The 13204-nt window shown below is 72.6% G+C and carries 13 protein-coding genes; 9 read left to right on the top strand and 4 right to left on the bottom strand.

Annotation, left to right across the window (positions count from 1 at the left end):
• Positions 1 to 30: 30 nt before the first annotated feature.
• Complete coding sequence (locus IF43_RS0115800; protein ID WP_030200211.1) at positions 31 to 2061, top strand: AAA family ATPase; 2031 nt, start codon at positions 31 to 33, stop codon at positions 2059 to 2061.
• Positions 2062 to 2368: 307 nt separating this feature from the next.
• Here IF43_RS0115800 and IF43_RS0115795 read toward each other — a convergent pair whose 3' ends face one another.
• Positions 2369 to 2560 carry a DUF5999 family protein gene (locus tag IF43_RS0115795; protein ID WP_030200210.1) on the bottom strand — a complete coding sequence of 64 codons (192 nt, stop codon included), beginning with the start codon at positions 2558 to 2560 and terminating at the stop codon, positions 2369 to 2371.
• 161 nt (positions 2561 to 2721) lie between these two features.
• On the opposite strand from IF43_RS0115795, the gene IF43_RS0115790 reads away from it, so the two are divergent.
• Positions 2722 to 3171, top strand: coding sequence for a hypothetical protein (locus IF43_RS0115790; protein ID WP_030200208.1), 450 nt, complete (start codon positions 2722 to 2724; stop codon positions 3169 to 3171).
• Between the two features lie 67 nt (positions 3172 to 3238).
• Here IF43_RS0115790 and IF43_RS0115785 read toward each other — a convergent pair whose 3' ends face one another.
• Entirely contained in the window at positions 3239 to 4465 is a 1227-nt protein-coding gene (locus IF43_RS0115785) for an acyl-CoA dehydrogenase family protein (protein ID WP_030200206.1), read from the bottom strand.
• A 195-nt stretch (positions 4466 to 4660) separates the two neighbouring features.
• On the opposite strand from IF43_RS0115785, the gene IF43_RS0115780 reads away from it, so the two are divergent.
• Positions 4661 to 5329 carry a TetR family transcriptional regulator gene (locus IF43_RS0115780; protein ID WP_030200204.1) on the top strand — a complete coding sequence of 223 codons (669 nt, stop codon included), beginning with the start codon at positions 4661 to 4663 and terminating at the stop codon, positions 5327 to 5329.
• Positions 5330 to 5342: 13 nt separating this feature from the next.
• On the opposite strand, the gene def is transcribed toward IF43_RS0115780, so the two are convergent.
• Positions 5343 to 5909, bottom strand: coding sequence for a peptide deformylase (def, locus tag IF43_RS0115775; protein ID WP_030200202.1), 567 nt, complete (start codon positions 5907 to 5909; stop codon positions 5343 to 5345).
• Positions 5910 to 6023: 114 nt separating this feature from the next.
• Here def and IF43_RS0115770 point away from each other — a divergent pair, with 114 nt between their 5' ends.
• From IF43_RS0115770 to IF43_RS0115745, 6 genes are all read left to right on the top strand, one after another.
• On the top strand, positions 6024 to 7262 hold the full coding sequence (locus IF43_RS0115770; RefSeq protein WP_030200201.1) for a MurT ligase domain-containing protein: 1239 nt from the start codon (positions 6024 to 6026) through the stop codon (positions 7260 to 7262).
• 28 nt (positions 7263 to 7290) lie between these two features.
• Positions 7291 to 8019 carry a type 1 glutamine amidotransferase gene (locus IF43_RS0115765; RefSeq protein ID WP_030200199.1) on the top strand — a complete coding sequence of 243 codons (729 nt, stop codon included), beginning with the start codon at positions 7291 to 7293 and terminating at the stop codon, positions 8017 to 8019.
• A gap of 340 nt (positions 8020 to 8359) precedes the next feature.
• The gene (locus tag IF43_RS0115760) at positions 8360 to 9385 is read left to right on the top strand and encodes a 6-phosphofructokinase (RefSeq protein ID WP_030200197.1); all 1026 of its coding nucleotides are present in this window, start codon (positions 8360 to 8362) and stop codon (positions 9383 to 9385) included.
• Between the two features lie 173 nt (positions 9386 to 9558).
• A complete protein-coding gene (locus tag IF43_RS0115755; protein WP_030200195.1) occupies positions 9559 to 10521 on the top strand; it encodes a cytochrome c oxidase assembly protein in 963 nt (320 codons plus the stop codon).
• A gap of 58 nt (positions 10522 to 10579) precedes the next feature.
• A complete protein-coding gene (locus tag IF43_RS42150) occupies positions 10580 to 10738 on the top strand; it encodes a hypothetical protein (RefSeq protein WP_030200194.1) in 159 nt (52 codons plus the stop codon).
• Positions 10739 to 10834: 96 nt separating this feature from the next.
• Positions 10835 to 11542 carry a 1-acyl-sn-glycerol-3-phosphate acyltransferase gene (locus IF43_RS0115745; protein WP_030200191.1) on the top strand — a complete coding sequence of 236 codons (708 nt, stop codon included), beginning with the start codon at positions 10835 to 10837 and terminating at the stop codon, positions 11540 to 11542.
• Positions 11543 to 11572: 30 nt separating this feature from the next.
• On the opposite strand, the gene IF43_RS0115740 is transcribed toward IF43_RS0115745, so the two are convergent.
• The gene (locus tag IF43_RS0115740; protein WP_199922734.1) at positions 11573 to 13189 is read right to left on the bottom strand and encodes an alpha/beta hydrolase; all 1617 of its coding nucleotides are present in this window, start codon (positions 13187 to 13189) and stop codon (positions 11573 to 11575) included.
• Positions 13190 to 13204 lie beyond the last annotated feature (15 nt).

Below are 13204 nucleotides of genomic sequence, written 5' to 3'. Positions count from 1 at the left end.
CACCGGGACTTTGAGACAGAATCTGACGCCGTGCTGGGGAACCTGCCGCCGGAGACGGCGAGCTTTGTCGGGCGGGACGAGGAACTACGCCTGCTGAAGGCCCTCTTGAGGGAGAGTCGGCTGGTCACCCTCACCGGCGTGGGCGGCGTCGGGAAGTCCCGTCTCGCCCTGCGCGCGGCCCGGGCGGCCGCCCGTACGGACCACCCCGACGGCGCCTGGTGGATCGAACTGTCCCCGCTGCGCGACCCCGCCCTGCTCTCCGCCACCGTGGCCCACGCCCTGGGCCTGGGCGAACTGTCCGGCCGCAGCCTCGACGAGAGCCTGTGCGAGTGGTGCGCCGAGCGGGACGTGCTCCTGGTGCTCGACACCTGCGAGCACCTGGTCGAGTCCTGTCGCCATCTGGTCGGCGAACTCCTCCAGGCGGCACCGGGCCTGACCGTTCTGGTCACCAGCCGCCAACCCCTGGGCTGCCACGGCGAGACCGTCCGCGAGGTGCGCCCGCTGCCCGTCGGGGACGCCGACAGCGACGCCGTGGTGCTCTTCCGCGAACGCGCCCTGGCCGCCACGCCCCAGCTCGCCGCGGCCTTCGCCGACCCGGGGCGCTCGGCCACCGCCGTGGAGGTCTGCCGCCGCCTCGACGGCCTGCCGCTCGCCCTCGAACTCGCCGGCGCGCGCCTGGACCTGCTCACCCTGGAGCAGGTCGCCGCGCGTCTGGAGACCCGCTTCGAGGTGCTCGCCGACCCGCGCGCGGCCGGCCGGCCGCCCCGGCACCGCACCCTGCGCACCGCGATCGGCTGGAGCCACGAGCTGTGCGAGCCGCTGGAGCGGCTGCTGTGGGCCCGGCTGTCGGTCTTCGCCGGGGACTTCGACCTGGCCGCCGCCCGCGCCGTCTGCGCCGGCGGCCCGCTGCCCGCCGACCGCGTGGAGCGGGTCCTGGCCGGCCTGGCCGGCAAGTCGGTGGTCCGCCGCACCGTCGAAGGCGCGCGCGAGCGCTACCGGATGCTGGACACCATCGGCGAGTACGGCCGCCAGTGGCTCGGTGAGCTCGGCGAGGAGTCGGTGGTCGCCGACCGGCACGCCCACTGGTACGCGGCCCTGGCCCGGCAGGCCGACGCGGGCTGGCTCGGGCCCGAGCAGCTCGACTGGTACCGCCGCACCAGCGCCGACCACATGGAGCTGCGCACGGCCCTGGAACACCTGCTGGGCACCGATCCGCGCACCGCCCTGGAGATGGCCGGAAACCTGTGGTTCTTCTGGTTCTGCTGCGGGCACCTCAGCGAGGGCCGCGGCTTCCTGGAACGCGCGCTGGCCACCGTGCCCGCCGACGACCCGGCACACCGGCAGGGCGTCTGGGCCCTCGGGCTGACCGCCCTGCTCCAGGGGGACCTGAGCACCAGCCTGGCGCTGGGCGAGCAGTGCGTCCGGGCGGCGGAGGGGTCCGCCGACCCCGAGACGCGGCTGCGGGCGACGTACCTGGTGGGCGTGTCGGTGCTGATGCCGGGGGACGCGGACCGGGCGCTCGCCCTGACCGGCGGACGGGCCCGGTCGGCGCACGCGGGCCGGCCGTACGGGCTGGGCCGGCTGCTGTGCCAGCTGGTGGCCTCGTACGCGCTGTCCGACCTGGGCCGCTACGAGGAGGCCATGGCGGAGGCGGCGGAGTTGCGGGACGCCTGCGCGGCGATCGGCGACCACTGGCTGCGCGCGTACGCCGACTACGTCCTGGCGGTGGCGGCGCTGGGGCTGGGACGGCCCGGCGAGGCGGCCCGGCACGTCCGCGCCATGCTCTCGGGCAAGCGGCTGCTGCACGACAGCTTCGGGATCGCCCTCGGCCTGGACCTGCTGGGGGCCGCCGTGGCGGCGCAGGGCGACGGGGAGCTGGCGGCACGGCTGCTCGGCACCGGGCACGCCTGGTGGCGCACGGTGGGCCGGCCCCAGATGGGCTCGCCCTCCCTGCTGGCGCTGCGCGACGCGGGCGAGCGGCAGGCCCGGGCGGCCATCGGCGACGAGGCGTACGAGAAGGCCTTCCACGGCGGGGCCGAGTCCCGGCCGCAGGTGGGGTGAGCCGTGGGCTGAGCCGGAACTGGTCCTCGTCCATGGGCGTGTTCGTCAGCCGCCCGGCCACCTTCTCCGACCCGGCCTTCCGCGCACCGACGGCGGACGGGCTCCTGAGCGTCACGCGTCAGCTCGGCGAGGAGCCGCCCGTCGCGGTCGCCTTCGAGGCCGACGCGGGCGGGCGGGGGCTCCCCCGGATGCGGGCTCCCGTCAGTACGGGAGGGGTCTGCCCGACGGCGTACGCAGGTCCAGGTCGCGGGGCGCGGGGCGCGGGGCGGGCTTGCGGATCAGGGTCTGGCGCATGGTCTCCCCCTGTTCAGGCTCGGAGCAGGACGGGGCGGCGCGGCTCGACCACGCGCCCGTCGGGAAGTTGTTCACCGGTGTCGTCGAAGAGCACCACGCCGTTGCAGAGCAGGCTCCAGCCCTGTTCGGGATGGGAGGCCACGGTGCGGGCGGCGTCACGATCGGCGCTGTCGGCACTGGGGCACATCGGCTGGTGGGAACACAACATGGCGTACCTCCTCGCGCTGCGGCGGCGGAGGGCCGGGTGGTCGTTGCCGGTCCGAGCCGCCGTCCACGGTGGCCGGAAGTATGACCGACCGCCGGCACCGGATGGAACCCATATTCGACATTCATCTCAGGTACCGGAAGGGGATTTACGATCAGTACATGTCCGTTATCCAGATCGTGCACACCGCCGATGTACCGCTTCTTGAGGCGTGGCACAGAGTGACGGACTGGGAGCGGCACGGCGCGCAGGTCCCGCTGACCCGTACGACGGTGGCCACGGACCCGCCCACGCGCCTGGGCACCCGCTTCACGGCCCGCACGGGCCTGGGGCGGGTCGCCTTCGACGACCCGATGGAAGTGGTCGCCTGGCGGCCGCCGGCGGACGGCCGGCCCGGGCACTGCCGGCTGGTCAAGCACGGCCGGGTGGTGACGGGCTGGGCCGAGATCGAGGTGCGCCCCGCCCCTGACGGCCGCGGCGGCAGCGAGGTGCGGTGGCGGGAGGAACTGCGGCTGCGCGGCCTGCCGCGGTTCCTGGACCCGCTGACGGCCGCGGCGGGCCGGCTGCTCTTCGCGCGCGCCCTGGCCGGGCTGCTGCGGGACGCCCGCTGACGCCCAGGGGCCGGCCCCCCGTCCCGCCGCGGGCGGTGGGGGCCGGCCCCTGGGCGTACGGCTCCGGCTACCGGATCGGCATGCCGGACAGGGTGCGGGCGATCACCAGGCGCTGGATCTCGCTCGTGCCCTCGAAGATCGTGTAGATGGCGCTGTCGCGGTGCATCCGCTCGACCGGGTACTCGCGGGTGTAGCCGTTGCCGCCGAGGATCTGGACGGCCTGGGCGGTGACCTTCTTGGCGACCTCGCTCGCGTACAGCTTGGACATCGAGCCCTCGGCGGAGGTGAACGGCTTGCCGGTGCTCGCCATCCAGGAGGCGCGCCAGACCAGCAGGCGCGCCGCGTCGATCTGGGTGCGCATGTCGGCGAGCTGGAAGGCGACGCCCTGGTTGTCGATGATCGGGCGGCCGAACTGGGTGCGGGTCCTGGCGTAGTCGAGGGCCACCTCGTACGCGGCCCGGGCGGTACCTACGGCCATGGCGCCCACGGCGGGCCGGGAGGCCTCGAAGGTGGCCATCGCGGCGTTCTTCACGCGCTCGCCGCCCGCCTTGGCCCGCTCGCGGGCGCGGGCGAGGCGCTCGTCGAGCTTCTCCTTGCCGCCGAGCAGGCAGGAGCCGGGCACCCGCACGTCCTCGAGCACGACCTCGGCGGTGTGCGAGGCGCGGATGCCGTGCTTCTTGAACTTCTGCCCCTGGGAGAGGCCGGGGGTGTTCGGCGGGATGATGAACGAGGCGTGGCCCTTGGTGCCGAGCTCGGGGTCGACCACGGCCACGACGATGTGGACGTTGGCGATGCCGCCGTTGGTCGCCCAGGTCTTGGTGCCGTTGAGCACCCACTCGTCCTTGGCCTGGTCGTACACGGCGCGGGTGCGCATCGATCCGACGTCGGAGCCCGCGTCCGGCTCGGAGGAGCAGAAGGCGGCCACCTTGACGTCGTCCGGGGTGCCGTACATCTGCGGGATCCAGGTGCCGATCTGCTCCTCGGTGCCGTTCGCCACGACGCCGATGGCGGCCAGGCCGGTGCCGACGATGGACAGCGCGATGCCGGCGTCGCCCCAGAAGAGCTCCTCCATCGCCATCGGGATGCCGAGGCCCGTGGGGTCGAAGAACTGCTGGGCGTAGAAGTCGAGCGAGTAGATGCCGACCTTGGCGGCCTCCTGGATGACGGGCCAGGGGGTCTCCTCGCGCTCGTCCCACTCCGCGGCCGCGGGGCGGATCACGTCGGCGGCGAAGCCGTGGAGCCAGTCGCGCACCTCCTTCTGCTCGTCGCTGAGCTCCATGGTGAACTCCGCCATGTTCCCCTCCCGGCTGTAGCCTTGTCCGCATCGTGCCTTACTTGCGGTAACCGCGGCTTGTTACCTGCGGTAACCGCAGTGTGTTACTCGTCAGTAGGGGATGTCAACCGCTGCCACCGATTCGGCTCGGGGGGTGTGCGTGGTGTTACGTTGCGCCTGCGTCACGCAATCGCACGGGCGGGGAGAGAGCACGTCATGGAGACCACGCAGCAGGCCGATCACCAGGCCGACCACGAGGACGGGCGGCTGAGCACCGCCGACCGCAGGCGCCGCCAGCTGCTGGAGGCCGCCGACCGGGTCGTCCTGCGCGACGGCCCGAAGGCCTCCATGAACGCCATCGCCGCCGAGGCGGGCATCACCAAGCCGATCCTCTACCGCCACTTCGGCGACAAGGCGGGCCTGTACCAGGCCCTGGCCGTCCGGCACACGGACGCCCTGCTCGCCTCGCTGCGGGCCGCGCTGGACGCCCCCACCGACCGCCGGCACCGCGTCGAGGCCACCCTCGACACCTACCTCGCGGCCATCGAGGCCCGGCCGCAGGTGTACCGCTTCCTCATGCACCCCGCCGAGGACTCCCAGCCCACCGACCGCGGCTTCGACGTGGGTCGGCACTCGGCCCCGCTGCTGCGCCGGCTGGGCGAGGAGCTCGCCCTGGTGATCGCCGAGCGCGTGGACCTCGGCCCGGCCGGCGACCGGCTGGCGCGGGTCTGGGGCCACGGGATCGTCGGCATGCTGCACGCCGCCGGTGACTGGTGGCTGGGCGAGCGCCCCTGCACCCGTGCGGAGCTGGTGACCGACCTCACGGACCTGCTGTGGGGCCACCTGTCCACCGCGGGCGTCCTCGAGGGCGGCCCGGGCTTCTGACCCCGTACGCGGGCTACGCCGTGTAGGCGCGCGCCTGCTCCCGCTGCCCCCACGGCGCCTTGCGGATGCCCCGCTTCGCCCGGCGCAGCCTCAGGCCCGCGAGCCGGTCGACGTACACCGTGCCGTCGAGGTGGTCGCACTCGTGCTGCAGGCAGCGCGCGAAGAACCCGGTACCCTCGACGCGCACCGGCCGGCCCTCGCGGTCCACGCCCTCCACCACGGCACGGTCGAACCGGGTCGTACCGGCCTCCAGGCCCGGCAGGGACAGACAGCCCTCGGGGCCGGTGACCTCGTACCCGTCGGCCTCGACGAGCCGCGGGTTCACCACGTGGCCGACGTGCCGGACGTCCTCGTCGTCCGGGCAGTCGTAGACGAACACCCGCTGCCCGACGCCGACCTGGTTGGCGGCGAGGCCCACGCCCTGGGCCGCGTACATCGTCGCGAACATGTCCTCGACCAGCCGGTCGAGGTCCGGGCCGAACTCCGTGACCTCCGCGCAGGGGGCGTGGAGCACCGGGTCGCCCAGCAGGGTCATGGTGCGGACGAGACCGGAAGTGCCGGGGATCGGGCGCTGTCGCATGGCCGTAAGGGTACGTCGGGCGAATATATGAGGGATCCACCTGGGCGCCTGGTCAGGGCCCAGGCCGGTTCTGGATAGGCTGAGCCCGGACCGACGCAAGGAGGAGCAGGGACGATGGCAGGCAACACGGAGCCGCTTTCGCCGCGGGCCAAGCTGGCCGTGACGGCGGGCAAGGCCGCGGCGGCGGTGTCGCGGGCCGCAGGGCGGGGCAGCGGATCGGTGATCGGGGGCAAGGTGGCCCTCAAGCTCGACCCCGATCTGCTCAGCGCGCTGGCGCAGCACCTCGATGTCGTCCTCGTCTCCGCGACGAACGGCAAGACCACCACGACCCGTCTGATCGCCGAGGCCCTGCGGGCCAGCGGCCCGGTCGTGTCGAACGCGCTGGGCGCGAACATGCCGGCCGGCATCACCTCCGCCCTGGCGGGCGGCTCGGAGGCGAAGTACGGCGTCATCGAGGTGGACGAGAAGTACCTGGCCGGCGTGGCCCGGGACACCACCCCGAAGGCGATCGCGCTGCTCAACCTCTCGCGCGACCAGCTCGACCGGGCCGCGGAGACCCGCATGCTCGCGGAGAAGTGGCGGGAGGGCCTGGAGGGCACCAAGGCCGTGGTCGTGGCCAACGCCGACGACCCGCTCATCGTGTGGGCCGCCTCCTCCTCGCCGAACGTCGTGTGGGTGGCCGCCGGCCAGGAGTGGAAGGACGACGCCTGGTCGTGCCCCTCCTGCGGCGGTGTGATGCAGCGCCCGGGCGACGACTGGTTCTGCGGCGAGTGCGGCTTCCGCCGCCCGACGCCCAGCTGGGCCCTGTCCGGCGACCACGTGCTCGACCCGCACGGCAGCGCCTGGCCGATCCACCTCCAGCTGCCGGGCCGCGCGAACAAGTCCAACGCCGCCACCTCGGCCGCCGTGGCCGCCGTGTTCGGCGTGCCGCCGCAGGTCGCGCTGGAGCGGATGTACCAGGTCCAGGCGGTGGCCGGCCGGTACGACGTGGTGGACTTCATGAACCGCCAGGTGCGCCTCCTGCTCGCGAAGAACCCGGCGGGCTGGCTCGAAACGTTTTCCCTGATCGACCCGGCTCCGGCTCCGGTGATCCTCTCGGTGAACGCGCGCGGCGCCGACGGCACCGACACCTCGTGGCTGTGGGACGTGGACTACGGGCGGCTGGCCGGCCACCCGATCTTCGTGATCGGCGACCGCAAGCTCGACCTGGCCGTCCGCCTGGAGGTCGCCGACGTGGACTTCCGCGTCTGCGACACCCTCGACGAGGCCGTGCAGCTGTGCCCGCCCGGCCAGATCGAGCTGATCGCGAACTACACCGCCTTCCAGGACGTCCGCCGCCGCGTCGGCAACTAGTCCACGAGACCTTCTGAGGACAACGAGCATGAGCGACAACAGCCTGCGTCTCGTGTGGGTCTACCCGGACCTGCTCAGCACGTACGGAGACCAGGGCAACGCCCTCGTCGTCGAGCGCCGGGCCCGCCAGCGCGGCCTGGACGTGCAGCGCCTGGACGTGCGCAGCGACCAGCCGGTGCCCACCTCCGGCGACATCTACCTGATCGGCGGCGGTGAGGACCGGCCGCAGCGGCTGGCCGCGGAGCGGCTGGTGCGCGACGGCGGTCTGGCCCGGGCGGTGTCCAACGGCGCGATCGTCTTCTCGGTGTGCGCCGGCTACCAGATCCTGGGCCAGGAGTTCGTCAACGACATGGGCCAGCGCCAGGAGGGCCTCGGCCTGCTGGACGTCGTGACGGTCCGCGGCGAGGGCGAGCGGTGCGTGGGCGACGTCCTGGCGGACATCGACCCGAACCTGAACCTGCCGCAGCTGACGGGCTTCGAGAACCACCAGGGCGTCACGCACCTGGGCCCGACGGCCAAGCCGTTCGCCCGGGTCCGCCTCGGCCGCGGCAACGGCACGGGCGACGGCACCGAGGGCGCGTACAACGACACGGTCTTCGGCACCTACATGCACGGTCCCGTGATGGCCCGCAACCCCCAGATCGCGGACCTGCTGCTGAAGCTGGCGCTGGACGTGAACGCGCTGCCGCCGGTCGACGACCGCTGGTACGAGGCGCTGCGCGCGGAGCGCATCGCGGCCGCGACGCAGCCCGCCTGAGAAAGTCGGACGCGGCCCGCCCGCCCAGCCCGGAGGCAGCCCGCCTGAGCGGGTCCGCGCTCGAACGATCGGGCCCGCCGACCGGCCCCGCCTGAGCGGGTGCCACGCTCGGCTGAGCGGATCTGACAGCTCGTCTGAGCGGGTCCGCGCACGGAAGAAAGCCCTGGCCAGGGCGCCTCACCCCAGAGGCGCCCTGGCCCTCGTTTTTTCGTACGAGATGCCTGCCGAGCCCGTGGAAGATGGTTCAGTCCACCGGGTTTCCGCTTGTAGGGTTGCGGTCAGATCCAACCGGACGACGTGGTCCGGTCGTCGGCCCACGTTGCAAAGGTTCTCTCCTGCCATGCGCATTGGTGTGCTCACCTCCGGCGGCGACTGCCCCGGTCTGAACGCCGTCATCCGCTCCGTCGTGCACCGCGCCGTCGTCGACCACGGCGACGAGGTCATCGGCTTCCACGACGGGTGGAAGGGGCTGCTGGAGTGCGACTACCGCAAGCTCGACCTCGACTCGGTCAGCGGCATCCTCGCCCTCGGCGGCACCGTCCTCGGCTCCTCACGCGTCCAGCCCGCGCACCTGCGCGACGGCGTGGAGCGGGCCCGCGGCCACCTCGCGGACCTCGGCCTGGACGCGATCATCCCGATCGGCGGCGAGGGCACCCTCAAGGCCGCCCACCTGCTCTCGCAGGCCGGGCTGCCGATCGTCGGCGTGCCGAAGACCATCGACAACGACATCGCCGTCACCGACGTGACCTTCGGCTTCGACACCGCCGTCGGGGTCGCCACCGAGGCCCTGGACCGCCTGAAGACCACCGCCGAGTCGCACCAGCGCGTGATGGTGGTCGAGGTGATGGGCCGCCACACCGGATGGATCGCCCTGCACTCGGGCATGGCGGCCGGCGCGCACGCCATCGTGGTGCCGGAGCGGCCCTTCGACATCGCCGAGCTCACCGAGATCGTGGGCGCGCGCTTCGCGGCCGGCAAGCGGTTCGCCATCGTGGTGGTGGCCGAGGGCGCCAAGCCGAAGCCGGGCACGATGGAGTTCGAGGGCCGGGGCACCGACATCTACGGCCACGAGAAGTTCGCCGGCATCGGCAACGTCCTCGCGGTGGAGCTGGAGAAGCGCCTGGGCAAGGAGGCGCGTCCGGTCATCCTGGGCCACGTCCAGCGCGGCGGCACCCCGACCGCGTACGACCGGGTGCTGGCGACCCGGTTCGGCTGGCACGCGGTGGAGGCGGCGCACCGGGGCGAGTTCGGCATGATGACCGCGCTGCGCGGCACCGACGTCACGATGGTGCCGCTGGGCAGCGCCGTGGAGACCCTCAAGACCGTCCCGACGGACCGGTACGCCGAGGCCGAGACCGTCCTCTGACGGCCCGGCCGGACGTCCCAGGACGTCCCCGAACGGCCCGCCACGACAGGGCAGACCGTACGGTGACGTGATCAACCCGGACAGACCCGCCCCCGGAGACTTCGGCCTCCGGGGGCGGGTCTACTGTTGGGGGGCACCACCGGCACCATCCCAGGGACGAGGACGACGAGGACATGGATCACAGCGGGCACGGCATGGACGGCATGACCATGGACCTCCCGCCGTTCACGCTGGGGCGGGGCCTGGAGTTCTCCGCCGACCCCTTCTTCCTCGTCGGCTGCCTGCTGGGCCTCGGCCTGTACGGCTGGGGCGTGCTCCGGCTGCGCCGCCGCGGCGACGCGTGGCCGGCGGGCCGTACCGTCGCCTGGGCCGCGGGCGTGCTGAGCATCGCCCTCGTGATGAACACGCAACTGAACGACTACGGCATGGTCATGTTCAGCGTGCACATGATCCAGCACATGGTCATCAGCATGCTCTCGCCGATCCTGCTGCTGCTCGGCGCGCCGATGACGCTGGCGCTGCGCGCGCTGCCGCCGGCCGGCCGGGGCCGCGGCAAGGGGCCGCGCGAGCTCCTGCTGATGCTCCTGCACAGCCGCTACATGCGGGTCGTCACCCACCCGGCGTTCACGATCCCGATGTTCATCGCCTCGCTGTACGGCCTCTACTTCACGCCGCTCTTCGACACCCTGATGGGCAGCAAGGCCGGGCACATCGCGATGATGGTGCACTTCCTGATGGTGGGCCTGGTCTTCTTCTGGCCGATCATGGGCGTGGACCCCGGCCCGCACCGGCCCGGGTACATCATGCGGATGCTGGAGCTGTTCGCCGGCATGCCCTTCCACGCCTTCTTCGGCATCGCCCTGATGATGGCGACCGAGCCGATGGTCTCCACGTACGCCGACCCGCCGGCCTCGCTCGGCATCGACGCCCTCTCCGACCAGACCGCGGCCGGCGGCATCGCCTGGGCCTTCAGCGAGATCCCCTCGGTGCTGGTGCTGATCGCCCTGATCTACCAGTGGTACCGCTCCGAGCAGCGGACGGCCAAGCGCGCCGACCGCCGGGCCGACCGCGACGGGGACGCCGAGCTGGAGGCGTACAACGCCTACCTCGCCTCCCTCCAGACCCGGGGTCGCTGACCCGCCCGGACCCGCCCGCAGGTAGCGCGTTCCGCCCCGCAGGCGCGACCATGGGGGCATGAGCGGTTCGATGAAGTGGATGGCCGTTCTCTGCGTCGGCCTGCTGGTGGTGGTCTCCGCCTACTCGGTGGCCCTCGGCAGCAACGGCTGGCTCTGGTTCGGCTGGGTGGTGGTGTGCGTCCTCACGGCGGGCGTCGCCGCCTCGCGCAACACCTGACCCCCCGCCCCGGCACACCCGCCGCGCCCCGTGTCCGACCGGCCGGGGCGCTGTCACAATGACCGGGCCGTCGTCGGGGCGCGAAGGGGGTCGGTCGTGTTCTACCACCTGCTCAAGCACGTACTGCTGGGACCGCTGCTGAGGCTGCTGTTCCGGCCGCGGATCGAGGGGCTGGAGCACGTGCCGGCCGAGGGGCCCGCGATCGTGGCGGGCAACCACCTGTCGTTCTCGGACCACTTCCTGATGCCCGCGATCCTGCGGCGTCGGATCACGTTCCTGGCGAAGGCCGAGTACTTCACGGGCACCGGGCCCAAGGGGCGGCTCACCGCGGCGTTCTTCCGCAGCGCCGGGCAGATCCCGGTGGACCGCTCCGGCAAGGCGGCCGGGCAGGCGGCGATCCGCGAGGGGCTGGGCGTACTGGCCGAGGGCGAGTTGCTGGGCATCTACCCGGAGGGCACCCGCTCGCACGACGGCCGCCTCTACAAGGGCAAGGTGGGCGTGGCCGCCATGGCGCTGAGGGCCGGGGTGCCGGTGGTGCCGTGCGCGATGGTCGGCACCTTCGAGGCGCAGCCGCCGGGCCAGCGGCTGCCGCGCCCGAAGCGGATCACGATCCGTTTCGGCGCCCCGCTGGACTTCTCGCGGTACGCCGGGATGGAGGGTGAGAAGGCGGTGCTGCGGGCCGTCACCGACGAGATCATGTACGCGATCATGGCGCTGTCAGGGCAGGAGTACGTCGACCGGTACGCGGCCGAGGTCAAGGCCGAGGCGGAGGAAGCGAGGAAGGCCCAGCGCAGGGCGCGCTGAGCCTTCCTCAAGGGGTACCGACCGCGGGTGTTACTTCACGGCGGGCAGGTCCGCGACGACGTCCTGGACCTTGGCACGGGCCGGGGCGGCGGGAACCACCGGGGCGGCGTGCGCGGCGCAGGTCACGTCGCGGGCGTCGATCTTGCCGCGCAGCAGGTACGCGTCGACGCGGTTGTTGATGCAGGGGTTGACCAGGCCGGTGACACCGTGCGAGCCGGCGCCCTTCTCGGTGATCAGGCGCGAGCCGTAGAGGCGGTTGTGCAGCGAGACGGCACCGTCGTACGGGGTGGCGGCGTCACGGGTGGACTGGACGATCAGGACCGAGGGCAGGCCCTGGCCGCGGTTGACGCGGACCTCGACCGGGTTGGACTGCTTGGCACCCCAGGTGGCGCAGGGCAGGTTCATCCAGGCGTTCGCCCAGGTCATGAACGGGTAGTCCTTGTGCAGCCGGGTGTTGTCACGGTCCCAGCGGGCCCAGCTGGTGGGCCACTTGGCGTCCGCGCACTCGACGGCGGTGTAGACGGCGTTGCCGTTCTCCGCGGAGATGTTGCCCGCGGTGTCCGACATGTCCGGGGCGGCGGCGTCGATCAGCGCCTGGGTGTTGCCCGCCACGTAGTCGGCCCAGGTCTGGGTGACCGGCACCCAGGCGGAGTCGTAGTACGGGGCGCTCTGGAAGAAGTTGATGAGCTCGGCCGGGCCGACCTTCCCACCGAGGGGGGCCTTCTTGGCGGCGGCGCGCAGCTTCAGCCACTGGGCCTCGACCTTGGCCGGGGTGTTGCCCAGGTGGAAGTGGCCGTCGTTCTTGGCGACCCACTTCTTCCAGTCGTTCCAGCGCATCTGGAAGGCGACGTCCTGGTCCAGGTTGGCCTGGTACCAGATCTTCTCCTTGGACGGGTTGACCACGGAGTCGACGATCATGCGGCGCACGTGCGTCGGGAAGAGCTCGGCGTAGACGGCGCCGATGTAGGTGCCGTAGGAGACGCCCAGGTAGTTGAGCTTCTTCTCGTGCAGGGCGGCGCGGATCACGTCGATGTCGCGCACAGTGTTCGGCGTGGTCATGTGCGGCAGCATCCAGCCGCTGCGCTTCTTGCAGCCGTCCGCGTAGTCGGCGGCGAGCTTGCGCTGGTAGCGCTTGTCGGCCTCGTTGTCCGGGACCGGGTCCTTCTTCGGGCCGGCCACGAACTTCTGCGGGTCGACGCAGGAGATCGGGGTGGAGTGGCCCACACCGCGCGGGTCGAAGCCCACGAAGTCGTACGCCTTGGAGGCGTTGACCCACAGCGGCGCCTTGTTGACGACGCGGAGCGGGAAGCGCATGCCGGAGCCGCCGGGGCCGCCCGGGTTGTAGACGAGGGCGCCCTGGCGCTCGGCCTTGGTGCCGGTGCTGAGCGCGCGGTCGACGGCGATGTCGATCTGCTTGCCGTACGGCTTGGTGTAGTCGAGCGGGACCTTCACCCAGCCGCACTGGATCGGCGCCGGGAAGCCCCAGGCGGCGGGGCAGTCCTTCCAGGTGATGCCCTTGCGGCCGGCGCGGGCGGCCGCGATGGCCGCGCCGCGGGCGGCGGAGACGGTGGTGCTGCTGCCGGTCTGGGTGTCGGCCGCGGCGGCCGACGGGGCGACGAAGGCGCCCGCGATGAGCGTGCCCGCCATCAGAGTGCCCGCGCT

It is taken from the genome of Streptomyces sp. NRRL S-87 (assembly GCF_000719335.1).
Classification (GTDB): Bacteria; Actinomycetota; Actinomycetes; order Streptomycetales; family Streptomycetaceae; genus Streptomyces.
The sequence above is the reverse complement of the archived record's forward strand: the minus strand, read 5'-3'. Positions and strand labels throughout refer to the sequence as shown.

Coding starts and splice junctions, on each gene's coding strand:
- IF43_RS0115790 (WP_030200208.1), top strand. CDS start 2,722: ATGTCCGTTATCCAGATCGTGCACACCGCCGATGTACCGCTTCTTGAG.
- IF43_RS0115785 (WP_030200206.1), bottom strand. CDS start 4,465: ATGGCGGAGTTCACCATGGAGCTCAGCGACGAGCAGAAGGAGGTGCGC.
- IF43_RS0115780 (WP_030200204.1), top strand. CDS start 4,661: ATGGAGACCACGCAGCAGGCCGATCACCAGGCCGACCACGAGGACGGG.
- def (WP_030200202.1), bottom strand. CDS start 5,909: ATGCGACAGCGCCCGATCCCCGGCACTTCCGGTCTCGTCCGCACCATG.
- IF43_RS0115770 (WP_030200201.1), top strand. CDS start 6,024: ATGGCAGGCAACACGGAGCCGCTTTCGCCGCGGGCCAAGCTGGCCGTG.
- IF43_RS0115765 (WP_030200199.1), top strand. CDS start 7,291: ATGAGCGACAACAGCCTGCGTCTCGTGTGGGTCTACCCGGACCTGCTC.
- IF43_RS0115760 (WP_030200197.1), top strand. CDS start 8,360: ATGCGCATTGGTGTGCTCACCTCCGGCGGCGACTGCCCCGGTCTGAAC.
- IF43_RS0115755 (WP_030200195.1), top strand. CDS start 9,559: ATGGATCACAGCGGGCACGGCATGGACGGCATGACCATGGACCTCCCG.
- IF43_RS42150 (WP_030200194.1), top strand. CDS start 10,580: ATGAGCGGTTCGATGAAGTGGATGGCCGTTCTCTGCGTCGGCCTGCTG.
- IF43_RS0115740 (WP_199922734.1), bottom strand. CDS start 13,189: ATGGCGGGCACGCTCATCGCGGGCGCCTTCGTCGCCCCGTCGGCCGCC.